This window comes from Sphingopyxis sp. YR583, from assembly GCF_900108295.1.
Taxonomy (GTDB): domain Bacteria; phylum Pseudomonadota; class Alphaproteobacteria; order Sphingomonadales; family Sphingomonadaceae; genus Sphingopyxis.
In genome coordinates this window covers 236,108-260,065 of the sequence record NZ_FNWK01000004.1, presented here as the reverse complement: position 1 = coordinate 260,065, position 23,958 = coordinate 236,108, and the positions used below count along the sequence as shown (strand labels likewise).

The following is a 23,958-nucleotide window of genomic DNA, read 5'->3' as shown; positions in this document are numbered from 1 at the left end:
CGCAAGCCCTTGGCAGACAAGACCCACGCGATCGGCGCGCATCCTTTTGCGGCAGCCGCTCGTTTGAGCAAGAACCTAAGTTAAGAGGATCATGGTTTGAATCCTTCCCTGTTTGACGGCGACCCCCGGCACGCCCGCCAGGCTTCAGCCCTGATCCTCGCATGAGTGTGATGGCGCCCGATCTGCTCTGGCCTATCCTCGGCGCGATCATTGCCGGGGCGATCATCGGCGCAGAGCGGGAATATCGCGCGAGCCCCGCTGGCCTTCGCACGCATATTCTCGTCGCGCTTTCCTGCTGCCTGTTGATGCTTTCGGCGGTGCATCAGATGGCATGGCTCAACGATGCACCGATCGAGGTGATCCGCATAGACCCGGTTCGCATGGCGCACGGCATATTGACAGGGATCGGCTTTTTATGCGGCGGTGTCATATTCCGTGAGGGGTTCAATGTACGCGGCCTCACGACCGCCGCGTCGCTCTGGACCACGGCGACACTCGGCATGCTCTTCGGCATCGGCTTTTATGAGCTCGCGATCTTCGGCGGCCTTGCCGCGCTTCTCGTTCTGGCAGCCGTTGCCATTACCGAGCGTCATGCACCGCAGCGGCGTATCGCGCACATCAAGATCGGCTTCCGGCGCGACGCGCCCGTCGCCCTTTCCGCCTTTATCCGGATCATCGAGAGCCATGGCTTGTCCGTCATCACAGTAGATCAATGGGCGGAAAGCGACGTCCAGGGGTTCGGGGCGATCGTCGATGGCTATGACGAGACGAAAGCCGAAGCAATCGGCGCGGCGTGGATCGCCGACGCGTCGGTGGCCAGCTTCGAAATCCGGCCCCAGCAGGCATGACCACGGCATCATCGACCGTCCACCGCGATCTCAGAACCGGACGCCCGCTCTGGCTGGATCGGCGCCGCCCTCCCCTCGCCATACGGCGCCTCCCGCCCAAGGTCGAATGCGACGTGGCGATTATCGGCGCGGGCATTTCGGGCGCACTGATTGCCGAGACGCTGAGCGAAACAGGCCTCGATATCGTGGTACTCGACCGTGCCGAGCGCATCTGGCGCCGACCCTGTCTGGGGTCGAGGCGTTGCGGGCGCGTACCCAGCGGCTCGGCCTCGATGTCGACGCCGCGACGCGCGGATCGATCTATCTCGACGGGAATGTCCTCGACCGGGCGGGCCTCGAACGGGAAGCCGAGGCACGCCGACGTACAGGTTTCGAGGTCGAGTTGCTCGCACCGGCCGAACTCCGCCGCAGAACCGGAATCGCCCGGCGCCTGCGCTGCTCGGTTTCGGCAACTACACCGCCGATCCGCGCCGCATGGCAGCAGCCTATATGGGGATCGCTGCGCGGCGAGGGGCGAAGATCTATGCGCCCAAAGATGCAAGCGAGATCGATCCGTCGGATAGCGGCTTTACGATCGGGACAACGACAGGCTGCGAGATTCAGGCTGCCCATGCCCTCTGTGCGACCGGCTATGAGATGCCGAAGGGCGTCCCCGCCAAAAGGGCAACAGCATCATGTCAACCTGGTCGATCGCGACACGGCCGCAGCCCCCTAACATTTGGCCCGGCGCCGCACTGATCTGGGAAGCATCCGATCCCTATCTCTATATCCGCACGACGCCGGACGGCGTCGTCATCTGCGGCGGGGAGGACGAGGATTATGCCGACGCCGCGACGCGCGATGCGCAAATAGGCTCGAAATGCGCAACGCTTTCGCGAGAGCTGGGGGCACTGCTTCCCAATATCGACCCGACGCCGGCTTATGCCTGGGCCGGAAGCTTCGGCAATAGCCCGCTGGGAACCCCGACGATCGGCCGCGTTCCGGGAATGAAGAATTGTTACGCGGCGATGGGCTATGGCGGCAACGGGATCACGTTCTCGATGATGGCGGCCCAGATATTACGCGGTCTCATCCTCGGCAGCGGCGATCCCGATGCGGGCCTCTTCAGCTTTCATCGCCGTTTCTGACACCCGGCTCCGCCGTTGCGGCTTCCCCTTGGCAACTCCGGACGGCGTCGCACGTTTGAAGGGAAAGCCAATTCGGGAGATATGACATGGCCTATGATGCTACACGCCAGCCGCCGGGCAGCTCGCACTTCGGAAAATTGCTGGGCGCCCTGACCATTGGCGCCCTGCTCTGGTTTACGCGGAAGTCGAAGCCCGCGACAAAGAAAGACGAGAGCCATTCCGCGGCATTCCGCGATGGAGAAACCCATAAGGAAAATTTCGATCAGACGCGATCGGCGGGGCCCGACGCGATGCGCGATACACCGCGCAGGGAGTGGACCCCGGTCGACCAGGCGGGCGATGAATCCTTTCCCGCCAGCGATCCGCCCTCCTACTGAGCTTTCGCCCGCGTGTACCGCCCATGCTTCCGGCGCTGGATCACCGCCGCTCTGATCGCCCTGCCCTTGGCTGGCTGCGATGCACTTCCCAAGGATCCCGACGGAACGCTGACCGCGATCGAGGCGCGCGGCGAAATCAGGGTCGCGGCAACGGCCCCGCTGCCGCCAGAGGCGCTTCGTCTCCTCGACCGGCTTCAAAAGCGGACCCACGCCATATCGCGCGTCGAGACCGGCGAGCTTGAACCTTTGCTTGCCCGCCTCGACGAAGGCGGTGTCGATCTTGTGGTCGCACCGTTTCGCAAAGGGACTCTGCTCGAGACGGCTGCGGCCCTCTCCCCTCCTCTCGCGACCTCCGGTCAGGGCGAAAAGGCGATCGAATGGCGCGCCGCGATGAAGAATGGCGAGAACCGCTGGATCAGCGTCGTCGAGGCGAGCACACGCGACGGAGGTGATCCGCAATGAACGGCGCCGCGGCCGCGCGAACGCACGCGGACGAGCTGCCGTCCGCGCTGCGCGATACATTGAAGCGCGCAGAACGGCTAGAGTGGTGGAACATTGCATGGACGATATCGATCATCGCCGTGATGGGCCTCGTGCTCGGCCAGAGTCAGACGATGAAGACCGCGTGGATCGAGGACACGCTCGGCCTTGTCCCACCAATCGCCTTTCTCGTCGCAGCACGAATGGAACGGACGGGAAAGCACTCGAGGAAATTCCCCTTCGGCTTCGAGCGGGTGAACGGCCTCGGCTTCTTTCTGGCTTCCGTTGCGCTCGCCGGAACCGGCGCGCTCCTGCTCTGGGACTCGGCGATGACGCTCATCGAAGCGGAGCATGCGACGGTTGGATCCGTGCGCATTCTGGGCCGCGACATCTGGCTCGGCTGGCTCATGATCGGGGCGCAGGCCTACGCGATGATTCCTCCGATGATCATCGGCCGAAAGGAACTGCCACTTGCCGAAAAACTGTCCGACAAGCTTCTCCACACCGACGCGCTGATGAACAAGGCCAACTGGATGACCGGTGCGGCAGGGATCGCAGGCATCGTGGGGCTCGGGCTCGGCTGGTGGTGGGCGGATTCGGTCGCTGCGGCTTTCATTTCGTTCGACATATTGCACGACGGCCTGACGGCGATCCGTTCTTCCACCGCCGAACTCGTCGATGGCGCACCGCGGGCGCTCGCGAGCGCAAAGCTGTCCGACGATGCCGAAGAAGTACGCAAACTGCTCGAACAACGCTACCCCGGCGCGACGATCCGGCTTCGCGAGACCGGCCGCCTCATTCGTGCCGAAGTCCACGGAGCGCATCCACCCCACGACTATGACGGACCGGAGGGCCATTGGCCCGGAGAGCCCGAGCGAAACTGGCGCCTTGCGCAGGTCAGCTTCGTGCCCGACGTGACGGATAAGTGACCGCGAATGGCGATAGCAAAAAGTCCCCGCATTTCCCTTTCAAGAAAGACAAGGATCGCGCTCGCAGCCGCCGCAATCCTGCTCCTCACCCTCTTTGTCGGTGCGGCAGCCTTTCCGATTGGCATGTTCAAAGGCATGGCCGAACGGCACCTCTCGGCCGAATTCGAGGCACCGGTCACAATAGGTGCCCTGTCGCGAACAAGCGCCTTTTCCTTCACGCCCGAGATCGTCGTCCAAGACCTGCGGATCGTACAGCCTGCATGGGCGGGCAAAGGAGATTTTCTGAAAGTGACGCGCGCCAGCGCACGGCTTTCAATCTTCGACCTCCTCGCCGGGGACCCCGATCCGCAGTGGATCAGCGTCACTGGCCTCGATATCGCTCTTGTCCGTGACGCCAAGGGCAACAGCAATTGGGCGGGGCGTTCCGGCAAGCCGCCGCGAGCAGATAGCGGCGCGCCTTCGCTGAGTCATCTACTGATCGACGAGGGCCGCTTCACGCTTCGCGATGCGACACGGCGTCTCGATATCACCGGTACGGTCACGGCCGACGACATCCAGGGCCTTGCCATCGACGCCGTTGGCAGTTTCGACGGAACGCCAGCCCGCCTCAAGGCGCGTGGCAAAGCCCTCGCAGCGCCATCGGGCAATGGCCCTTGGCCCTTTTCGGCGAGCCTCACTTCGGACGCCCTCGACGTGTCCGCGACCGGTACGACCGCCGGCCCGCTCAACTTTCGCGATATGACGGTAAAAATGACGGCGAGGGGCACAAGCCTCAAGAAGCTCGATTATGTGATCGAAGCGGGCCTCTTCGGCACGCAGGATATCGACCTTTCGGGCTCGGTCCGTCACATCGGCGAGGACTGGTTCATCGACAGGCTCGGCGGCACGATCGGCCGTTCGCGGATCAGCGCCAAAGCGACTGTGCTCAAGCGCGATGGCCGGACCAAGATCGACGCGACGATCGAGGCGCCGCAATTCGACTTTGACGATCTCGCCGACGATGCGGGACTGGCCGCGGCGCGTGCGAAGGAAGCAAGAATCGGGAAGCGCGTCATTCCCGACACACGGATCGATCTCAGCCGGATGGGGCCGACCGACGGGATCATCCGCTTTTCTATCGTTCAGCTTCTCGTCGAGGGCGGCTCGGCGTTCCGGAGCCTCAAGGGCGATCTCACCCTCGATCACCGCATCCTCAAGCTCGATAATGCCGTGGCCAAGCTCGACGCAGGACGAATGACCGGCTGGGTCAAGGTCGACTCCACGAAAACCACGCCGATTCTCTCGACCGAACTCAGGGTCGAGGGGGCATTGCTCGAAACCCTGGTCGGCCAACCGGAGATGATCCGCGGCCCCGTACAGGGCCTTGTCCGGATCACGGGACGTGGCACCACGATCCGTCAGGCTTTCGGCAACGGGTCGGGCAAGATCGCCTTCACCGCGAGCCGCGGCTCTATGAACCGCGCCGCGGCCTTCGTGCTTGGCCAAGACCTCGGCGGTGCGATCGGCCAGAAGCTCGGCGATGATGACGCGATGACGCCGCTCACCTGCGCGATCCTCGCCTTCGATGCAAAAAAACGGGATCCTTCGCCCCTCGCCTTTTCTGATCGCGACTGCCGTGTCGCGCGGCAGCGGACGCGGGCAGATCAACCTGGACGAGGAGACGGTCGCGCTGACAGTGGCCGGTGCGTCGAAAGACAAACCCGTCCTGAAGCTGGTCGACCCGCTGCGTATCGGCGGCACCTTCTCAAATCCCTCGATCAGCGTCGACAGCCAGCCGGCGCCGGGTAAAGGCTCGGGCGAAGGGATCATCGGTTCGATCGGCCGCTCGATCGGCAGCGCGCTGGGACTGCGAAGGAATAGAGGCAAGAAGGAAGGCGCTCCGCCCCCATCGTCAGTGAACTGCAAGCAATTGGCGCAGGCAGCCCTGCTTTAGTCCGGACCGCGCGCGAGCGCGGCCCGGTGGAAAGCGTTCAATCCTTATTGTTTTGAAGCTCGGCCAGATTACTCCGGAGGTGCCCAAGCCGTTCCCAGCGCTGCAGAAAATTCATACGCTGCAGCATTGATGTCGACAGTTGATGTAGTCCGGCCGCGACCGGTTGCGGTCAGTCCGCTTTGGATGGCGCGTCAAAACCAGCGAACATGGTCCGTAGCAGATATCCTGGACGAGCCTCGGAAATAGGAATCAGTCTACCGCGTTCCGATCGTCTCGAATGATGGCAAGTTTCAGCAGGAAATCCAGCATTGCAGCTCCCGACTGGGCGGGCATGTCGTACGGAAGGCCGTGGCCGGCATCGGCAATGAGCTCGTGACGTAGCGAAGGATTGAGGTTAGCCAGCTCTTGAGCAGTCTCGGGCGAGACGACACCTCGATCACCAGTGAGCAGCAGCACCGGCACGTCTATGTTCCGGATGAGCGCCCGCCAGTCCGGATTGGGCGGTGTAAGGACTTCGAATGCGCTCATACAGGTGCGAAACCGCGCATCGGCCAGAAACTCGGTCAGTTCGATCGAGCGGCTAGGGTTGCGAAGTCGCGCCTGAGCAATCAGTTCATCCCTTGATGTCTGAAGCAATTGCCGATGATCTGCCGCAATATCGCTTTCATAAACCTCCCTTTGCCATTCCGGGCTGATGAAGGTCGGATCGATCAGAACGAGGGCCTCGATTGCCAAACGCAGCTTGCTGGCAGCCAGCGCCGCGGTCATCCCGCCCATGGAATGTCCTGCCAGTATTGGCGCCTCGAGGCCAAGCTCCGCAACCAGACCGATAATGTCGTCGGCCAGATTGGGATAGAGATACCCCTGCTCGGGAGCGCTGGACTCTCCATGGCCGCGCGCATCGGGCAGAATGACATCAAAATGATCTTCAAGCACCTGTGCCAGCGGCGAGAGGCATGCACCACTTCCAATCAACCCGTGCAGGACAACCAGCGGAGGCTTGTTACCGCCGGTTCTGAGATAGTGGATGTCTATGCCGTTTGCGCGGCAAATGCCGCTTCGCCATGCCCGCGACTTGTCATGGTTGCTCATAGCGGCGTCTCTGCCCGTGCCAGCCACCTTAGTCGATTGGAATTACTGCCCGCCCCCGTCAAGCCGTGGGCTGCCATCTGAAAAGTGGAACGTATGCAAGTGGCCGATTAGAGACAGTCAGGTTTAGGGAGGGAATTCCCGGAAAGCAGACGTTCTTGCGGAACAAAATGAATTTGCGACCTGCGCCGCGAGATAGGCTATCTCATGCCTGATTTGGGACAGTGGTCCGGGCCCGCCCTGCCCACGCCGATCGGAAAAGCGGTACGCGGCGACGGAATTTGACCAAGCTCGTTCGGGCAGTCGTAGACCTGCCTTTCGCTAATCCTTGTCGCGTCGTAGGACAACAAAGCCGCTTTGGCGTACCTTCGCCGACCGCATGTCAGCAATGGCCTCCTGAGTGACTTGCATGAGCACCGCCCGTGAGTTGAACTTACATGCCCCGGAATCCGTCTCCTCGATACCGGGCCGCAGGGCGGTATTCTTGCAAACCGGGAAATACACGTCGAGCCTCCCGCGCTCGAGCCCGACGATAAAATACTCATACTTATGTGGCTTTTCGGAGGCCTCCGCGAGAAACAGCTCGATCCCGGGTTCGAGTTCCGGAAGCGCCGCCAAGTAAAAGACAAGTTCCCGGTTGCCGGAGTCCACCAGTGCGAATTGCCGCCCCGGTCTCTCTACAATCCGCTGCGGGTCGGGAGCCCCCTGAATTGTCATCGTATATGTCCCCGCAATCGCGGGAGTCACATAATCCGCTTCGGAAAGAAGGGGCGTGTCCGATTTCCAGTCGCATGCTCCCAGGCTTGCGATAAAGAGCAATGCGCCAAACAGCTTCAGCCCCCGAACCCTCATATATTCCCCCTTCGACATCATGCCGGCGTTCCCCCCTGAGCGCCCCCGGGCCCTTAACAGCAGATCGCATGCGGCGTATCAACCGCGCCTCGCTCCCTGACCGCAATATCTAAGGGCATGGCACGGACCTGTCTCCCCTCCCGAATTTCCATTCAATTCCTCGACTGGTTCGATTTTTGAGATGACGAGCGCAGAAATCCCGCTAGTCGTGCCCTTGTACTCATTGGGGGGAATCAATGAACTATGTACTGATCCTTATGCTGGGCTTGGGCGCATGCCTTGCTCCAGCGACGGCCGACGCGACCGTTCTGAAATGCTCGCCCGACGTCGGACAACAGACCTATTTCATCGGCGGCAAAGCGCAGACCGCGCCATCAGAGGTTACGGCGGAAGACAGTTTCGAGGTGGTGATCGACGGCGGCGGCCGGCCCGACATCATCTGGAACAAGGAACAGTGGGGCTTCAAATCCGCCCGCGCCGGCTCGATCGACATCAACTTCCTGCAGAAGAGCGACATCATGGGAGACTTCGGCCTGACCGGAGGCGGCGCGAACCTGAGCTATCTCCTGCACGTCAACGTCGATGACGCCGGCGTGAAGCGATATGTCCTGACGATGACAACCTATGTTGGCTCCTATGCGGTCGTGAACGAGGCGGGCGTCTGCCGAAACGCGTGATTTGACCCGCGCATTGCCTGGCACCAAATTCTCCGGAGGAAAGATGAACATTCGCATGGTCTGCGCCGTTGCCGGCGCTTTGGTTTCAAGCGTCGCGGCGACGGCCGTGGCACAAGGCACGTTGCCGGCTCCGACTGCCTGCCCGAAGCGTTTTGCCGAAGCCGAACCACGCAACCAGTCGACCTGGATTACAATGGAGGACTATCCGCAGCGCGCGCTTCGTGAAGGGCGCGGCGGCCGGGTCGTCTACCGGGTCAATGTGACCGTCGCCGGCCGAGCCGAGAATGTCGAGATATTGGAAAGCCCCGACAGTGATCTTGCGGCCGCCACGATGCGGGTCCTCACGCGCCGGGCGCGGTTTACTCCCACGATCCGCGATTGCCAGCCCGTCCCGGGAGAATTTGAGGGGTCGCTCACCTGGAGCGCTCCGGAGTGATGCGCGCTGCGGCATGCCGAGGTCTCTTGCTCGGACTTGGCGCGCTCCTGTTCAGTCCCGGACATGCCCAGACCGTAGCTCCGAGCCCGCTGGCCGCCGCATGCCGTGTGCGCGTTTCCGTCCTCGAAAATTATGGCCCGTTCCAGTCGGCCGTCCCGGCAGGAAACAAGCTGCTGGCCGCCGCGGCGAGCGGCGACGCGCGTGGCGCCCTTGGCCCGTTCGACCGTGCACTGGCCGCCGCCCTCGACAGCGTTCCCGACGAGGAATCCGCGGTCTTCGCGCTCACCGATGCGGAACGGATCGTCGAGATGATCGAGAAATGTGCCGACGCCAGCAGCACGGCGCGTGAAAAGGTCACGCGCGCGGCTGCAGCGTTAGAGGAGGCATACCGCCGCAATATTTCGACGATGCAGCGGAGCGACTTTGCCGAGCGCCTGTTGCGGTCGCCGCGCGCCAAAGCAGTCCTGCTAAGCTCGTCGGGCGGCGCGAGCGTCATGGCCGATGCCAAGGCGACGAGCGCCGCAAATAACGAGGCGCGTCGGCAAGCGCTGCTTGCGGAGATCCGGCGAGCCGAGGAAAGCCGCGCGCGCATTGAGGCGGAATGGCGAGAGAAGGAGCTACGGATCGCCGCCGAGAATGCCGAGAACCGCCGCCTTGTCGAGGCGCCGATCCGGGCGGCTGAAGCGATCTGGCGCGCCGGAGCAAGCGCGCCGGCGGCAAACGCGCGGCTTTGTACGGATGATCGCGTCCATGGCTATAGCGGACGCCGCAAGGATGCCGACTGGGTGATGCTGATGGAGGCCGAGATCGGACGATGCGCGCGCATCTCGGATCGCACCGATGGTCCCTATTTCATGGGGCTCGCACTCGGCACAGCAGTTACCGACGAGCAACTCGCCCACGCCGCCGGCCGCGCCCTGGTCTGCCTGTCGACGGGCGACGACAAGCAGATGCTGGACAATATGGGCCGGCTGACCGACCAGCTTTTCACATCGACTCTCGGCAAGACCGGAATCCGCGCCCAGCCTGTCTGGAGCGAGCGCGCTGGCAGCCGCGGCCGGATCGTCCAGATCCGCTGCGATCTGACGATGACCGTGTTTGGCATCGACCTGCACCAAGCGCAGCAGGCGCTCGCGGGCAGCTTCGACGCAGACGCCTCCTCCTTCGTCGAATATGAGCTGGTGGGCGGCATGCTGAGCGCGGTACGGACGCACTTTGTGCTTTCAGGCACATCGCGAACCGACCGCTGGACCAATGACACGACGCACTATTGCGATGCATCGCTGAGCCAAGCCGATGCGGTAGCGGCCATGCAGCGCAGTGGCGGCTGGAAGCAGCTCGACGCCCGTCCTTGGACCTATGCGATCAGGAACGATGCCATAACGAGCGCGCTGGTTGGACCTCGAAGCAAAGGGACCGGGCGATGGTTCACGATGCAGCGCGGCGCCGTTGTCCTCGACATCTACAACACGCGATATTCCGCTCCGATCCTTGGCGAGAACGGCAATTGCGGCGGCGGCGCTGTCGACCGCTTCGCCATGCTGGCCCCGGCTCGGGCAAAGCGTGTGCAAGCGGGTACCCCGATCGGTTGGTAGCGACGTTCGCGGTGCCTTCCCGAATGCCAGCGATCATGGATGGTGGCTCCAGATGGCCGCATGCGGACTGTCGACTTTCAAGCAAAATCCATGAGGAATTGCCATTCTTCGTCGCGCCATAGCTTGGCATCATGTCACTTGGCGCCTTCGTTTGTCACCAAGCCAGACGTGAAACAGAGCGTGGTGCGGCAAATGCGACCATTTTTGACGGCAAGCCGGCGTCCGCCTGAAAGCTGCTCCAGACAGTCGTGGAACGTTCTGCAAAGTCTGTTTCGCCTACGGCGAGGCCCGGCGCGATCACAATTGCATGATCGACACCTAATTCATCGGCAGCGGGATCACGGTCTGATATTTGACGACGCGCAGGGCGAAGTGCGACGCGGCACTGGCCACCGCCTCATTGCGGAGCAGCGTCTGCATCAGGAAGATCTCGTAGTCGGCGACGTCCGTCGCCACGACGCGGATCTGATAATCCCATTCGCCTGACATCGACAGGCACTCCATGACCCGGTCCTGATCGCAGACAAAATTCTCGAATGAAGCTGTGTGTTCGGCCGAATGGCTCTTGAGCCGGATGTTGCACAGCACGTTGACCCCCTGCCCGATCCGCGGGGCATCGACGAGCCAGACATTTTTCGCGAGCACGCCTGCATCCTGAAGCAGCCGGATTCGCCGCCAGCAGGATGGCCCCGTGCTGCCTACCCGATCCGCAAGTTCCGCATTGCTTAGGTTGCCGTCACGCTGCAGCGCGTCGATGATCTTGCGATCGAGGGCATCCAGATTGATCATTTTCTCTCCGAAATGGAATAATATGACATAATTTCTCGAAATATTGGCAAAAAACTCTAATTATGAAAAGATTTATCGCGATCTTGCTGCGATATCTTGCATATGACAATCGATCTTTCTTCGCCGCTCGCCGCGATCCTGCCTGATCCCTTGGCGTCACTCACCGCCCAACCCGCCGATGCGCTGCTCGGCCTGATCGCGCTTCATCGCGCCGATCCGCGTCCCGGCAAGATCGACCTCGGCGTCGGCGTCTTTCGCGACGATAGCGGACGCACCCCGGTGATGCATTCTGTCAAGGCGGCCGAGGCGCGGCTGATCGATACACAAGACAGCAAATCCTATCTGGGAGCCGAGGGGGACGTCGCCTATACGGAGGCGCTCGCCGCCGTCGTATTTGGAGGCCACGCCTCGCACGATCGATTGACCGGCGTGCAAACGCCTGGCGGAACCGGCGCGCTACGCCTTGGCGCCGAACTGCTTGCACGGGCCAACCGTGCCGCGCGGGTCTGGATCGGCACGCCGACCTGGCCGAACCACGGCCCCATCTTCGCCGAAGCAGGGCTGGAGACGCGCAGCCACCGCTTTTTCGACCCGATCACCGCCTCGATCGATTTTGCCGCGATGATCGAGGATCTCGCCGAGGCCCGCGCGGGCGATGTGCTGCTGCTCCACGGCTGCTGCCACAATCCGACGGGCGTATCCTTCTCGCGCGATCAGTGGCGCGCCCTTGCCGACTTATGCGCGGCCCGCGGCCTGATTCCCTTCGTCGACCTCGCCTATCAAGGATTGGGTGACGGGCTTACGGACGACGCCGCCGCGACGCGTATGATCTTTGATGCCCTGCCCACTGCGTTGCTCGCTTACAGCTGCGACAAGAATTTCGGCCTTTATCGCGACCGCGTCGGGGCGCTTTGGGTGCAATCGTCCAGCGCAGCCACAGCTGGCTCCGTCCGCTCAAATGTGCTGACCCTCGCGCGCAGCCTCTGGTCAATGCCGCCCGATCATGGTGCCGCGCTGGTGCGCATCATCCTCGAAGACGAGACGTTGCGGGCCCAATGGGAGGCCGAACTCAACGTTATGCGTGCACGGATCAATGGCCTTCGCCAAGCGCTCGCCGCCGCAGATTCGCGCCTGTCGACAATCGCCGCGCAGAGGGGCATGTTCGCAATGCTGCCTCTGTCCACTAACGCAATCGCCACGCTGCGCGAGGATCACGGCATCTATATGGCGCCAAACGGGCGTATAAACATCGCCGGTCTGCATACCGAAACCGTACCCACCTTCGTGCAGGCGCTTCTGCCTCACCTCGATGCGGCCGAGGAGGCACGATAATGCGCTGGCTGATCGACGAGACCCACGATGCGGCACGCACCAGTTGGGTCGCGTCAGCGAACGGACATCCCTGTTTCCCGGTCCAGAACCTGCCTTACGGGATTTATTCATTCCCCGGCGCGGCCCCACGCGCCGGCGTCGCAATCGGCGATTCCATATTGGACCTTCGCGACTGTGCGGTCGCCAACCTGCTCCCCGCACCGGTCAGCGAAACATGCCAGGACGACACGCTCAATGCACTGATGGCGCTCGGCACCGCCGACCGCGCGGCGTTACGACGGCGACTGAGCGCAATATTGTCCGACCCCGCGATGGAGAGCATCGTCGCGCCGCTGCTGCATGACGCCGCGGCCTGCACTATGCACCTTCCGGCGCGGATCGGCGACTACACCGATTTCTATGTCGGCATCCATCATGCGAACAATGTCGGTCGCCAGTTCCGCCCCGACAATCCGTTGCTCCCCAATTATAAATATGTGCCGATCGGTTATCATGGCCGTGCCTCATCGGTGCGCGTGTCGGGCGAGCCAGTCGTCAGGCCGAGCGGTCAGCAGAAGCCCGCCGAAGCCAGTGCGCCGATCTTCGGACCCACGCATCGGCTCGACTATGAACTCGAACTCGGCGTTTGGGTCGGCGAAGGCAACAGGCTGGGCGACCCGATCGCAATCGGCGACGCCGGGCGCCATATCGCAGGTCTTTCGCTGTTCAATGACTGGTCCGCGCGCGATTTTCAGGCATGGGAGTATCAGCCGCTCGGCCCCTTCCTGGCCAAGAATTTTCACTCGACCGTGTCGCCCTGGGTGGTGACGACCGAAGCCCTCGCGCCGTTTCGCATCGCCCAGCCTCCGCGGCCGGAGGGTGATCCTGCCCCCCTTCCCTATCTGTGGGACACGGCCGATCAGGCGCAGGGCGCGTTCGGGCTGACGCTTGAGGTCTTTCTGCTCACAGCCGCCATGCGCGCCGCAGGTGCCGCTCCCGTCCGACTGAGCAGTGGCCCGGCGACGAGCATGTATTGGACGCTTGCGCAGATCGTCACGCATCACGCTTCGAACGGCTGCGACCTGACCCCCGGCGACCTGCTCGGCACCGGCACGATCTCCGCGCCGACACGGGACGGCTTCGGGAGTCTGCTTGAGCTGACGACGGGCGGCAGCGATCCACTCCTGCTTCCCAACGGCGAACAGCGAGCTTTTCTGGAAGATGGTGACGAAGTCATCCTGCGCGCGTCAGCCGATGCCGACGGCTTTGTGTCGATCGGCTTTGGCGAATGCCGCGCCATCATTCTGCCCGCGCGCTGATCGGGTCGTCAGGTCGCGGTGAAAAAGCGGTCGAGTTCGGCCAGCAACAAATCCGGCACTTCTTCCTGCGGGCTGTGCCCGCACGGCAGCGCGCGTCCGCGCAGGTCGACCGCCTTCGGCCGCCAGCTTTCCATGACATCGAAAAGCTCGCCGACCGTGCCCTGTGCGCCCCACAGCAGCAACAGCGGCGCCTCGATCCGGCGGTCGCTGTCGGCGGCATCATGGTCGAGGTCGATGCTCGCCGCCGCGCGATAATCCTCGCAGATCGCGTGGCGCGTCGCGGGATCGCGGTAACAGCGTCGATATTCAGCCACGATACGCGGATCGAGCGAGCCCTCGACCTTGATCTGTCCGGCAAGATGGCGGTCGAGAAAATGATCGGGATCGGCCGCAATCATCCGTTCGGGCAGGTCGAACGGCTGGATCAGGAAGAACCACCAGAAATAGCGCGTCGCGAACGCCCGGTCTGTCTGGTCGTACATCGTCGCGGTCGGCGCAATATCGAGCAGCACCAGCCGCGCGACGCGATCAGGATGATCGAGCGCCATGCGGTGCGCGACGCGCGCGCCGCGATCGTGCGCGACGACGTCGAACCGCCCGAACCCGAGCGCCGTCATCACCGCGACCTGATCGGCAGCCATCGCGCGTTTTGAATAGTTGAGATGGAGCGCATCGCCCGGCAATTTCTCGCTGTCGCCATACCCGCGCAGGTCGGTCGCGACGACGGTGAAGCGCTTCGCCAGTTCGGGAGCGACCTTGAACCATGTCAGATGTGTTTGTGGGTGGCCGTGAAGCAACAGCAGCGGCGGCCCCGAGCCGCCGATCGCGGCGCGGATCCGCACGCCGTCTGCGTCGATGTCTGCCCAGCAAAACCCGGGCATCAGATCGGAATAGTCCGGGTGTGCGCTCATCACTCCTGCCCGGCTATAAGCCACGGCTTGCGCGCGAGATAGGCTTTCTCGAACGCGCGGATATCCTCGGCATGGGTCAGCGTTTCGCCGATCCGGTCGAGCCCCAGCATCAGCGCGCGCCGCACCGCGGGGTCGATATCGAATCCAGTCCCATGACCGTCGATCTCGATCCGCTGTTCCTCAAGGTCGACGGTCATCTCTCCCGCCCCGTCTTCGAGCGTCGCGGCAAGCGCCCCAACATCCTCGACCGGCAGGGACAACAGCAGCAAGCCATTGTTCGCCGCATTGTCCGCAAAGATCGCGCCATAGGACGACCCGATGATGCCGCGGATGCCATATTGCAGCATGCCCCACACGGCATGTTCACGCGACGAACCACAGCCGAAATTGGGGCCGACAAGCAGGAAGCGCGTGCCCGCCATATCGGGGCGATTGAGGATGAAATCTTCCCGCACCGTACCGCTTTCGTCAAAGCGCAGATCGTGAAACAGGCCGATCGACAGCCCAGACCGGTCGATGCCCTTGAGATACGCCTTGGGCATGATCACGTCGGTATCGATATTCGCTCCCGGCATCGCCGCAACCGGGCCAGAGACGCGCAGAAACCGCTCCATCACGACGCTCCCACCGCGGCGAGCGAGCGCACGTCGGCGAGCTTGCCGGTCACCGCGGCCGCAGCCACCATGGCCGGGCTCATAAGGTGTGTGCGTCCGCCAATCCCCTGCCGTCCTTCGAAATTGCGATTGGTGCTCGACGCGCAGCGTTCGCCCGGCGCAAGGCTATCGTCGTTCATCGCGAGACAGAGCGAGCAACCCGAGCGCCGCCATTCAAACCCGGCGTCGATGAAAATGCGGTCGATCCCCTCGTCCTCCGCCGCGCGTCGCACATTGCTGCTCCCGGGCGAGATCATCGCACGGACTCCTGGGGCGACCTTGCGACCTTTCAGGATTTTCGCTGCATCGCGCAGGTCCGACAGACGCGCATTCGTGCACGACCCGATGAAGGCACGGTCGATCGCAATGTCCTGCAGCGGTGTGTTCGGCGACAGCCCCATATATGCCATCGCGCGAACTGCGTCGGCGCGGCGTGCGACCGGAATGTCATCGGGGTCGGGGACGCAGTCAGTGATCGCCAACGACTGGTCGGGACTGGTGCCCCAACTCACCATGGGCGGCACCTCACCCGCATCCAGCTCGATCTCCTTGTGAAATAGGGCTCCGGGATCGCTATGCAGCAAGGACCATTCGGCGCGCGCCTGCTCGAGCAATTCCGCCGAGGGCGCGCGGGGGCAACCCGCGATATAGTCGATGACCTTCTCATCGGGCGCCATCAATGCCACACGGGCACCACATTCGACCGCCATGTTACAGATCGTCATCCGCGCCTCGACGCCCAGCGCCTCGATCGCCGTACCCGCAAATTCGACCGCATGGCCTGATGCACCATCGGCGCCGATCCGGCGGATCACTTCCATGATCAGATCCTTCGCCGTCACCCCTGGCGCCAATCGGCCATCGACATTCACCCGCATCGCCTTCAGTCGGCGATAGACGAGCGTTTGCGTCGCGAGCAGATGCTCGATGTCCGACGTGCCGATGCCAAAGCCCACGACGCCAAATGCGCCATAGGTCGTCGAATGACTGTCTCCGGCAGCGATCACCATGCCGGGAAGCACCATGCCAAGTTCGGGCATCACGACATGCTCAATCCCTTGGCGCGGATCGAAAAGATCAAAAATTTCGATTCCGAAATCGTGGCCATTTTCGCCGAGATATTCGATCTGCCGTCGCGCGCCGTCGTCAAGCGTGCCAGCACCCGCATCGGGGTTGGTCGAATTGACATGATCGACCACCCCAAGCGACGCGGCGGGTCGCCAAGGCTTTCTCCCCGCGGCACGAAGGCCGCTGAACGCTTGGGGGCTTGTGTATTCGTTCAGCACCGTTCTATCAATATAGAGCAACAATCGTTCGCCAGCATCGCCCGATTCGTCGAAAGATAATATACGATGTTCGTCTACGATCTTGTCGTAGAGCGTTTTTGGCGCCGACATTCTTCTACCCTTCACTGCGAAATCGCAGGCGGGGCTTACCTTGCACCGGTTGGATCAAGCCAATGCCGGGACAGTATCAATTGATGCGACGAGTGGACTGCAAATGGATATCATGTGGCTCGAGGACTTCATCAAACTCGCGGATGAGGGGAATTTCTCCCGCGCAGCCGAAGCCCGCAATCTGACCCAACCGGCATTCAGCCGACGCATTCGCGCGCTCGAGGACTGGGTCGGGGCGACGCTTGTCGATCGCGACACGCACCGCATCGCGCTGACCGAGGCGGGGCAAGCCTTTCGAGTCCTCGCCGAAGAGATCATGCGCCGGCTGACATTGGGTCGCGATCACGTCCGCGAAATCGGCGGTACGCTGAGCAATGAAATCCGTTTTGCGTCGACACACGCCTTGTCGACAAGCTTTTTCCCGGCTTGGCTCCGCAGCCTGCACGATGGTCAGGAGGCGGGGACGATCACGCTGATCGCCGACAATATGGCCGCATGCGAGCGCTTCATGCTCGAGGGCAAGGCCGATTTTCTGCTGTGCCACCACCATACGGCGGCGCAACACCGCCTCGACCCGGCGGGCTTTGCCTCGCTGGCGCTGGGCGAGGATGTGCTGATGCCGGTGACCGCGCCGCTCGGCGACGGGACGCCCATGCACCCCCTCCCGGGCGGCGGCGGCCAGCCCCTCCCCTATCTGGAGTTTGAGGAAAAGTCGGGCATGGGCAGGATCCTGCAAGCGGCGCAGGTGATCTCCGCCGGTTCGGCATCGCTGCGTACCGTGTTCCGTTCGCACATGGCGTCCGCCTTGCTGTCTATGGCGCGCGACGGGCGCGGGTTGTGCTGGGCACCGCTCAGCGTCGCGGCTGACGACCTCGAGAGCGGTCGCCTTGTATCCGCGGGCGACGCGCGCTGGCATGTCCCGATCGAGATCCGCATCTATAAGCCGATCGCGCGGCGGAGCCCCAGCGTCGAAGCATTCTGGATGATGCTGAAGAACCGGCTGAAGGCCGAAACCGCCTGAGCTATCGGTCGGAAGCCCGCGAATGTCGCGCAATAATGATGCGCATACTCCGCCCACACGGCACGAATGATTCTATGTCGAACCGGCATTGGGAACGATGTCCGCATGTCCATAGACAGGATGGGCCCTTGCACTAACCGACGAACGGACGGCTTTGGCAGGGTTCAGGGCGGAGAAAAAATATGATCCAGGGACCGGCAACTGCAGCCGCACGCGGCACATTCAAAATTTCCACATCGCTTATCGCGATCGCACTTTGCGCGGGCCTTGCGGGCACCGCGAACGCGCAGGACACCGCCTCACCGACCGAGGAGCAAGCGCTAGACGGGGCTAGCGACATCGTCGTCACGGGGTCACGCATCGGTCGCCCCGTCCTCGATCTTCCGACCCCGGTCGGCGTCGTCAGTTCCGAAACGCTCGACAACAACAATGCGCAGTTCGACATTGGCCGCGCGCTCGCCCAGCAGCCCGCCATCGGCTTTTCGGGCAGCATGCAGCAGAGCCAGCAAAGCGGCGCCTCGGGCTCGCGCGGCGAGAATAGCGGCGGCCTCGCGGTCGTCGATCTTCGCAACCTCGGGTCGAACCGAACGCTGGCCCTCGTAAACGGCAAACGCCGTGTCGCGGGTGCCACCGACAGCGCGGCGCTCGACCTCAATTCGATCAATCCCAATTTGATCGAGCGGATCGAGATCATTACGGGCGGCGCCTCGGCCATCTATGGCTCTGACGCTGTCTCGGGCGTGGTGAACATCATCACCAAAGACGATTTCGACGGTGTTCGCCTGTCCTTCAACGGGTCGCAGCCGGCCCGCGGGCCGGAAGGTTTCACTTATGGCGGCAGCATTGTGGCGGGCAAGAATTTCGCCGGGGGCCGCGGCAACATCACCCTGGCAGCCGATTACACGAAGGTGAAGGAGATCACCCCGCGGCAGGCCGACATGCGAAACAATGTCGCGATGATCAACCCGGCCGACACCGGTCCGAACGACGGAATTCCGGACTATATCATCGTGCCCGGCGGCGAAGCCTTCCAATATTCGGGATACGGGGCCGTGGGGCTCCGCGGCGACACCGGCGGCCTCGGTGCGTTCGTCTTCAACGACGACGGCACGCCGCGTCCCGCACCGACACCACTTTTCACCGATGGCAGCCTGTTCGGGAAGTTCGACAATTGCGGCCCGGCCTGCTTCCGTTTCGACGATTCGATTTCGATCGTTCCGGATATCGAGCGCTACAACCTCAACCTCAGCACCCATTTCGACTTCAGCGACAATGTGCGGGCCTATTTCGGCGCCGACTATAACAATACGTCGAGCTATGGACGGGGGCAGCCCGTGCTCCGCGCCGCACAGCCGATCAACATCGCACAGAACGCCTTCCTCAACGAAACCTTCCGCCAGCAGTTGCTCGCGGCCGGTGCAACGACGCTGTCACTCGATCGCCTCTATACCGACGTCGGATTGCGCTATAGCCAGGTCGATCGCAACAGCCTGTCCTTCGTCGGCGGCCTGAAAGGCGAGTTCGAAACCGGCTTCTCCGATCTCCGCTACGATATCTATGGCACCTATGGCCGTACCAAGGCGAAGTTCACCGGTTACAATCGCATGCTGCTGCCGAACCTTCGCGCCGCGCTCGACGCCGTGGTCGATCCCGGTTCGGGGCAGATACGCTGCCGCATGGATGTGCCCGCGCTGCAGCCGGTCGGTTATGTCCGGCCCGCTATCGTCGGCAGCGGTCCCTGCGTGCCGTTCAATCCCTTCGGCTCGACCGCCAGCTCGCAGGACGCGCGCGACTTCGTGAGTACAACAACGGTATCCCGCGCCTTCGTGCGGCAAACCACGGCCGGCTTTTCACTCTCCGGCGATTCGAGCAAGTTCCTGACCATGCCGGGCGGCGGGTCCATCGGCATCGCGCTCGGCGCCGAATATCGCAAGGAACGCAACGGCCGCACCACCGATCCACTGATCAAGGCGGGCGTAACCAATCAGGCGTCGTCGCAAGATTATTCGGGCGGCTATCATGTCACCGAATTCTTCGGCGAATTGAGCGTGCCCATTTTGACCGGCATGCCCTTTGCCGAGTTGCTGTCGGTCGAGGGCGCAGTACGCCACGCAGACTATAGTCACGCTGGCAAAGCGACGTCGTGGAAAGCCGGCGCGATCTGGGAACCGGTCGACGGGTTCCGCCTCCGCGCAACGCTCAGCCGCGCCATTCGCGCCCCCAATATCTTTGAAGCCTTCCGTCCGAGCGAGGGTCAGACGACCAACGTCAACGACCCCTGTTCGCAAAATAATCTCGGCCAGAATCCCAATCGTGCCGACAACTGCGCCGCATTGGGCCGGCCGACGGGTTTCATCCCGGTCAGCGGCGGGATCGGGGTACCGTTCATCGTGTCGGGCAACCAGGATCTTCGTCCCGAGGTTTCGGACAGCTGGACTGCGGGCTTCGTCCTGACGCCGAATTTCTTGCCGGGCCTCCAGATTTCGGCTGACTGGTTCGACATCAAGATCGAGGATGCGATCAGCTTCCTCAGCCCGCAAGCGATCGCTGAAAATTGCGTCGACCGCGCGGGTGGCCCCGATCCGGACCTGTGCGCGCTGATCACCCGCGACACGACACCGGGAGCGAACTTCTTCAGCATCATCGGCGGTCGAAGCACCTATGTGAACACGTCGAAGCTGCAGACCTCGGGACTTGATACGCAGCTATTTTATGCCCGCCCGCTCGGCGCCGGCCGCCTCTCGGCCAACCTCGCCTTCACCTATCTGCACCGTCTCCGCACCTTCACCTTCCAGGCGCGGCCCGACCTCTACACGGTGCTCGAGGGCTTCTACGGCTATCCCAAATACAAGGGCGTCGTCGGGCTGACCTACAGCAACGGTCCGCTGACGCTCGGCTGGCAGGGACGCTATCAGTCGAGCCAGGCGCTGACCGACATTTCGCCGGGGATCAGCCGCGAGCTGCTGTCGCCCGACCGCACGGGGTCGCGTTTCTATAACGACATTTCGGCGTCCTATACGCTGTCGATGAACGGGAAACAGGAAGCGAAACTCTCGTTCGGCGTCACCAATCTCTTCAACGAAAAGCTGCCGGTGATGGAGTCGGTTCAGGTGATCGATCCGTCGGGGGGCGGTTTCGATCAATTCGGCCCCGTCATCCGGTTCGGGCTCGAAGTGAACTTCTGACCCTGATCCAGGCAAATGAGGCCCGCGTGACATTCGCGCGCGCGGGCCTCATGTCTTTTTCGAAGGAGAATCCCCCTTGGCCGGTCAGGAAGGCGCGATCATGAGTACCGACATCGTGCGTCCCGCGCGTCAGAGAGGTTTCCTTGGCGTCGTCGAGCGCGTCGGCAATATGCTGCCCGACCCTACGATCATCTTCCTCTACCTGATCGGCATATTGATGATCGTGTCGGCGATCGGCGCCGCACTCGGGTGGAGCGCGTCGCTGCCCTATTCGGGCAAGGAGGCGCCTGCGGGCGCCGAACTGATAAACGGGACCCTCACCTATCGCGCGTCGAGCCTGTTCTCCGCCGATAATATCGCCCGGCTGTTTACCGAAATGCCGCGCACCTATGCCAGCTTCACCCCGCTCGGCATCATCCTGACGATCATGATGGGTGCCGCGGTCGCCGAGCGGTCCGGACTGTTCTTTGCGCTGATCCGCGGTTCGCTGCGCAATACGCCGCGCCGCTATATGACCCCAATCATCGCGGTGGTCGGCATGGTGTCGCACCACGCCGCCGACGCCGCCTATGTCGTACTGATCCCGATGGCGGCCGTGCTCTTTGCATCAGTCGGACGTCATCCGCTCGCGGGGATTGCCGCGGCACTCGCCGCCGTGTCGGGCGGCTATGCCGGCAACATCATGCCCGGCCAGCTCGATGTCCTACTGTTCGGCTTCACGCAGGAAGCCGCGCGCATCGTCGAGCCGGGCTGGACGATGAACCCGCTCGGCAACTGGTATTTCATCCTCGGCATCGTCGTCTTTTTCACACCGATCATCTGGTTCGTCACCGACAAGGTGGTCGAACCTCGCCTCGGAACCTGGAACGAAGAGGTGGACGAAGAGCTTCGCGCCGATCTGGAAAAAGGCGAGCTCAGCGGCGATGAGCGTCGGGGGCTTCGCCACGCCGGCATTGCCGCACTGCTGGTCACCGCACTGTTCGCCGCGCTATGCCTGTGGCCCGGTTATACGCCGTTTATCGATCAAGACGCCGAGGGCCCGATCCGCCTGCAACCGCTCTACGCCTCGATGATCGCCGCGCTATTCCTGCTATTCCTGCTGACCGGCGTCGTCTTCGGGCGCGCCGTTGGCACGGTCAAAAATTCGAACGACGTGATCGCGATGATGCGCGAGGGCGTGAAGACGATTGCTCCCTACCTCGTCTTCGTTTTCTTTGCCGCGCATTTCGTCGCGATGTTCAACTGGTCGGGGATCGGACCGATCCTCGCGATCGGCGGGGCCGAGAAATTGCAGGGCATGAACCTGCCCCCAGCACTGCTGCTCGTCTGCGTGCTGTTGCTATCGTCGTTGATGGACCTTTTCATAGGATCGTCGACCGCAAAATGGAGCGTCCTGTCGTCGGTCGTCGTACCGATGTTCATGCTGCTCGGTATCAGCCCCGAAATGACGACCGCCGCCTATCGCATGGGCGACAGCTATACCAATATCATGACCCCGCTGATGAGCTATTTCCCGCTTGTCCTAGTCTTTTGCCAGCGGTGGGACAAATCGATGGGCGTCGGGTCGCTGCTCGCGCTGATGCTGCCCTACGCGCTCTGCTTCATGGCGACGGGGATCATGATGGTCGTTGCGTGGGTCGTCTTCGACCTTCCTCTCGGCCCGCACGCCCAGGTCTTCTATCAGGTGGCGGCACACGCCGTACCCTGAGAGAGTCAGCCATGACGATCGAAGCGGAACATATAAGCATGTCCAATAAGCATTGGGGTAAGCGGCGCGGCACCCCTAGCCTGACCTCGCCGTTGCGCCAGGAGGTGCGTCCCCATGTCCGTTGACCTGACATCACTCGAAGCCGACATGACCGCCTGGCGCCGGCATATCCACCGCCATCCCGAGCTCGGCTTTCACGAACAGGGCACCAGCCGCTTCATTCTCGACCTGCTCGCCGAATTCGGTGTCGACGCGGTTCAGACCGGGATCGGCGGCACCGGCATCGTCGCAACGATCCGTGCCGGCCAGTCGGATCGCGCAATCGGCATCCGCGCCGACATCGACGCGCTGCCGATGACCGAATTGACCGAGTCCGATCATAAATCCTGCACGCCCGGTGTGATGCACGCTTGCGGCCATGACGGTCATACGACGATGCTCCTCGGCGCCGCGAAACAACTCGCCGCGACGCGCAATTTCGACGGCGCGGTGCATCTGATCTTCCAGCCCGCCGAGGAATCGCTCGGCTATCAGGGCCCCGGCGGCGACCCCGATGGCGGCGCCAGCGCGATGATCCGCGACGGATTGTTTGAGCGTTTCCCGATGGAGGCGATCTTCGGCATCCACAACCGCCCCGGCATCGCCGCGGGCAAGCTCGCCGGGCGCGCCGGGGCGCTCTATGCCGCCGCCGACAAGTTCGAGATCGTCGTCACGGGCAAAGGCGGCCACGCCGCGCGACCGCACCTCACCATCGATCCCGTGCTGGTCGCGGCGCATATCACCGTCGCGGTGCAGAGCATCGTCGCGCGCAATGCCGACCCGATGGACGCCGTCGTCGTGTCGATCTGCAAGGTCGAGGCCGGCACCGCGTTCAACATCATCGCCGATGAGGCGCGCATGGGCGGCACTGTCCGCACGCTCTCGAAGGCGAGCCAGGATGCGACCGAACGACGGCTGCGCGAGATCGTGACGGGTGTCGCCGCATCCTTCGGTGCGACCGCCGAACTCCATTACGAGCGCGGCTACCCTGCCCTGCATAATCCCGCCGATCTCTACGCCCGCGTTCGCGACATCGCGATCGGCGTCGTCGGCGCCGACCGCTTCGTCGACCTGGACGTGCCCGGCATGGGGGGCGAGGATTTCGCCCGCTATCTCGACGTCGTTCCCGGCTGCTTCCTGCTGCTCGGCAATGGCGACGAGGGCCCAGGGGCGGTGATGCTCCACAATTCGCGCTATGCCTATGACGACAGCATTTCGCCGACGGGAGCGGCGCTGTGGGTCGCATTGGCCGAGGCATTCCTACCGAAATAGACCCACCGGG

22 protein-coding genes are annotated in these 23,958 nt (G+C 62.9%); 16 read left to right on the top strand and 6 right to left on the bottom strand.

Going from position 1 to position 23,958, the window contains the following annotated elements; genetic code table 11:
• Positions 1-161 precede the first annotated feature (161 nt).
• The 7 genes from BLW56_RS18610 to BLW56_RS18585 all read left to right on the top strand — a co-directional run bounded on the left by BLW56_RS18610 (position 162) and on the right by BLW56_RS18585 (position 5,549).
• Complete coding sequence (locus BLW56_RS18610; protein WP_093512502.1) at positions 162-848, top strand: MgtC/SapB family protein; 687 nt, start codon at positions 162-164, stop codon at positions 846-848.
• Positions 845-1,411 (top strand): NAD(P)-binding protein, encoded by a 567-nt coding sequence (locus tag BLW56_RS20980; protein WP_256203671.1) that lies wholly within the window; start codon positions 845-847, stop codon positions 1,409-1,411. The genes BLW56_RS18610 and BLW56_RS20980 overlap by 4 nt, the downstream gene beginning before the upstream one ends.
• Before the next feature lie 111 nt (positions 1,412-1,522).
• Positions 1,523-1,975 (top strand): NAD(P)/FAD-dependent oxidoreductase, encoded by a 453-nt coding sequence (locus BLW56_RS20975; RefSeq protein WP_256203670.1) that lies wholly within the window; start codon positions 1,523-1,525, stop codon positions 1,973-1,975.
• Between the two features lie 86 nt (positions 1,976-2,061).
• The gene (locus tag BLW56_RS20685; RefSeq protein WP_177176027.1) at positions 2,062-2,352 is read left to right on the top strand and encodes a hypothetical protein; all 291 of its coding nucleotides are present in this window, start codon (positions 2,062-2,064) and stop codon (positions 2,350-2,352) included.
• 12 nt (positions 2,353-2,364) lie between these two features.
• The gene (locus tag BLW56_RS18595) at positions 2,365-2,814 is read left to right on the top strand and encodes a hypothetical protein (protein ID WP_093512500.1); all 450 of its coding nucleotides are present in this window, start codon (positions 2,365-2,367) and stop codon (positions 2,812-2,814) included.
• Positions 2,811-3,761: a cation transporter gene (locus tag BLW56_RS18590; RefSeq protein WP_093512499.1), complete on the top strand. Its 951-nt coding sequence runs from the start codon at positions 2,811-2,813 to the stop codon at positions 3,759-3,761. The genes BLW56_RS18595 and BLW56_RS18590 overlap by 4 nt, the downstream gene beginning before the upstream one ends.
• A 6-nt stretch (positions 3,762-3,767) precedes the next feature.
• Complete coding sequence (locus BLW56_RS18585) at positions 3,768-5,549, top strand: AsmA family protein (protein WP_143043511.1); 1,782 nt, start codon at positions 3,768-3,770, stop codon at positions 5,547-5,549.
• Positions 5,550-5,943: 394 nt separating this feature from the next.
• On the opposite strand, the gene BLW56_RS18580 is transcribed toward BLW56_RS18585, so the two are convergent.
• On the bottom strand, positions 5,944-6,786 hold the full coding sequence (locus BLW56_RS18580; protein ID WP_093512496.1) for an alpha/beta fold hydrolase: 843 nt from the start codon (positions 6,784-6,786) through the stop codon (positions 5,944-5,946).
• A gap of 318 nt (positions 6,787-7,104) precedes the next feature.
• Positions 7,105-7,656, bottom strand: coding sequence for a hypothetical protein (locus BLW56_RS18575; protein ID WP_143043510.1), 552 nt, complete (start codon positions 7,654-7,656; stop codon positions 7,105-7,107).
• Between the two features lie 215 nt (positions 7,657-7,871).
• On the opposite strand from BLW56_RS18575, the gene BLW56_RS18570 reads away from it, so the two are divergent.
• From BLW56_RS18570 to BLW56_RS18560, 3 genes are all read left to right on the top strand, one after another.
• On the top strand, positions 7,872-8,312 hold the full coding sequence (locus BLW56_RS18570) for a hypothetical protein (protein ID WP_093512492.1): 441 nt from the start codon (positions 7,872-7,874) through the stop codon (positions 8,310-8,312).
• Between the two features lies 1 nt (position 8,313).
• Positions 8,314-8,748, top strand: coding sequence for an energy transducer TonB (locus BLW56_RS18565; RefSeq protein WP_177176026.1), 435 nt, complete (start codon positions 8,314-8,316; stop codon positions 8,746-8,748).
• 107 nt (positions 8,749-8,855) lie between these two features.
• A complete protein-coding gene (locus tag BLW56_RS18560; RefSeq protein WP_143043509.1) occupies positions 8,856-10,343 on the top strand; it encodes a hypothetical protein in 1,488 nt (495 codons plus the stop codon).
• 318 nt (positions 10,344-10,661) lie between these two features.
• Here the strand turns inward: BLW56_RS18560 and BLW56_RS18555 are convergent, their stop codons facing one another.
• Positions 10,662-11,132, bottom strand: a complete 471-nt coding sequence (locus BLW56_RS18555) for an Lrp/AsnC family transcriptional regulator (protein ID WP_093512487.1) — start codon at positions 11,130-11,132, stop codon at positions 10,662-10,664.
• Positions 11,133-11,234: 102 nt separating this feature from the next.
• Between BLW56_RS18555 and BLW56_RS18550 the strand changes: the two genes are divergently transcribed.
• Entirely contained in the window at positions 11,235-12,464 is a 1,230-nt protein-coding gene (locus BLW56_RS18550) for an amino acid aminotransferase (protein WP_093512485.1), read from the top strand.
• The gene (gene fahA / locus BLW56_RS18545) at positions 12,464-13,762 is read left to right on the top strand and encodes a fumarylacetoacetase (protein WP_093512483.1); all 1,299 of its coding nucleotides are present in this window, start codon (positions 12,464-12,466) and stop codon (positions 13,760-13,762) included. Before BLW56_RS18550 ends, fahA begins: the two co-directional genes overlap by 1 nt.
• A gap of 8 nt (positions 13,763-13,770) precedes the next feature.
• Here the strand turns inward: fahA and BLW56_RS18540 are convergent, their stop codons facing one another.
• From BLW56_RS18540 to leuC, 3 genes are read right to left on the bottom strand one after another with little or no spacing between them, the layout of a single operon-like run.
• Positions 13,771-14,673, bottom strand: coding sequence for an alpha/beta fold hydrolase (locus tag BLW56_RS18540; protein WP_093512627.1), 903 nt, complete (start codon positions 14,671-14,673; stop codon positions 13,771-13,773).
• Positions 14,673-15,287 carry a 3-isopropylmalate dehydratase small subunit gene (gene leuD / locus BLW56_RS18535; RefSeq protein WP_093512481.1) on the bottom strand — a complete coding sequence of 205 codons (615 nt, stop codon included), beginning with the start codon at positions 15,285-15,287 and terminating at the stop codon, positions 14,673-14,675. The genes BLW56_RS18540 and leuD overlap by 1 nt, the downstream gene beginning before the upstream one ends.
• Entirely contained in the window at positions 15,287-16,723 is a 1,437-nt protein-coding gene (leuC, locus tag BLW56_RS18530) for a 3-isopropylmalate dehydratase large subunit (protein WP_093512479.1), read from the bottom strand. Before leuC ends, leuD begins: the two co-directional genes overlap by 1 nt.
• A gap of 103 nt (positions 16,724-16,826) precedes the next feature.
• Between leuC and BLW56_RS18525 the strand changes: the two genes are divergently transcribed.
• The 4 genes from BLW56_RS18525 to BLW56_RS18510 all read left to right on the top strand — a co-directional run bounded on the left by BLW56_RS18525 (position 16,827) and on the right by BLW56_RS18510 (position 23,948).
• The gene (locus BLW56_RS18525) at positions 16,827-17,744 is read left to right on the top strand and encodes a LysR family transcriptional regulator (protein WP_093512478.1); all 918 of its coding nucleotides are present in this window, start codon (positions 16,827-16,829) and stop codon (positions 17,742-17,744) included.
• 182 nt (positions 17,745-17,926) lie between these two features.
• On the top strand, positions 17,927-20,929 hold the full coding sequence (locus tag BLW56_RS18520) for a TonB-dependent receptor plug domain-containing protein (RefSeq protein ID WP_093512476.1): 3,003 nt from the start codon (positions 17,927-17,929) through the stop codon (positions 20,927-20,929).
• Between the two features lie 100 nt (positions 20,930-21,029).
• Positions 21,030-22,637, top strand: a complete 1,608-nt coding sequence (locus BLW56_RS18515; RefSeq protein ID WP_093512625.1) for an AbgT family transporter — start codon at positions 21,030-21,032, stop codon at positions 22,635-22,637.
• Positions 22,638-22,751: 114 nt separating this feature from the next.
• Complete coding sequence (locus BLW56_RS18510; protein WP_093512475.1) at positions 22,752-23,948, top strand: M20 aminoacylase family protein; 1,197 nt, start codon at positions 22,752-22,754, stop codon at positions 23,946-23,948.
• Positions 23,949-23,958: the final 10 nt, after the last annotated feature.

Bases quoted from the DNA above. Each gene is read 5' to 3' on its own strand.
- BLW56_RS18610 (WP_093512502.1), top strand. From the start codon at position 162: ATGAGTGTGATGGCGCCCGATCTGCTCTGGCCTATCCTCGGCGCGATC.
- BLW56_RS20980 (WP_256203671.1), top strand. From the start codon at position 845: ATGACCACGGCATCATCGACCGTCCACCGCGATCTCAGAACCGGACGC.
- BLW56_RS20975 (WP_256203670.1), top strand. From the start codon at position 1,523: ATGTCAACCTGGTCGATCGCGACACGGCCGCAGCCCCCTAACATTTGG.
- BLW56_RS20685 (WP_177176027.1), top strand. From the start codon at position 2,062: ATGGCCTATGATGCTACACGCCAGCCGCCGGGCAGCTCGCACTTCGGA.
- BLW56_RS18590 (WP_093512499.1), top strand. From the start codon at position 2,811: ATGAACGGCGCCGCGGCCGCGCGAACGCACGCGGACGAGCTGCCGTCC.
- BLW56_RS18585 (WP_143043511.1), top strand. From the start codon at position 3,768: ATGGCGATAGCAAAAAGTCCCCGCATTTCCCTTTCAAGAAAGACAAGG.
- BLW56_RS18580 (WP_093512496.1), bottom strand. From the start codon at position 6,786: ATGAGCAACCATGACAAGTCGCGGGCATGGCGAAGCGGCATTTGCCGC.
- BLW56_RS18575 (WP_143043510.1), bottom strand. From the start codon at position 7,656: ATGATGTCGAAGGGGGAATATATGAGGGTTCGGGGGCTGAAGCTGTTT.
- BLW56_RS18570 (WP_093512492.1), top strand. From the start codon at position 7,872: ATGAACTATGTACTGATCCTTATGCTGGGCTTGGGCGCATGCCTTGCT.
- BLW56_RS18555 (WP_093512487.1), bottom strand. From the start codon at position 11,132: ATGATCAATCTGGATGCCCTCGATCGCAAGATCATCGACGCGCTGCAG.
- BLW56_RS18550 (WP_093512485.1), top strand. From the start codon at position 11,235: ATGACAATCGATCTTTCTTCGCCGCTCGCCGCGATCCTGCCTGATCCC.
- fahA (WP_093512483.1), top strand. From the start codon at position 12,464: ATGCGCTGGCTGATCGACGAGACCCACGATGCGGCACGCACCAGTTGG.
- BLW56_RS18540 (WP_093512627.1), bottom strand. From the start codon at position 14,673: ATGAGCGCACACCCGGACTATTCCGATCTGATGCCCGGGTTTTGCTGG.
- leuD (WP_093512481.1), bottom strand. From the start codon at position 15,287: ATGGAGCGGTTTCTGCGCGTCTCTGGCCCGGTTGCGGCGATGCCGGGA.
- leuC (WP_093512479.1), bottom strand. From the start codon at position 16,723: ATGTCGGCGCCAAAAACGCTCTACGACAAGATCGTAGACGAACATCGT.
- BLW56_RS18525 (WP_093512478.1), top strand. From the start codon at position 16,827: ATGGATATCATGTGGCTCGAGGACTTCATCAAACTCGCGGATGAGGGG.
- BLW56_RS18520 (WP_093512476.1), top strand. From the start codon at position 17,927: ATGATCCAGGGACCGGCAACTGCAGCCGCACGCGGCACATTCAAAATT.
- BLW56_RS18515 (WP_093512625.1), top strand. From the start codon at position 21,030: ATGAGTACCGACATCGTGCGTCCCGCGCGTCAGAGAGGTTTCCTTGGC.
- BLW56_RS18510 (WP_093512475.1), top strand. From the start codon at position 22,752: ATGTCCGTTGACCTGACATCACTCGAAGCCGACATGACCGCCTGGCGC.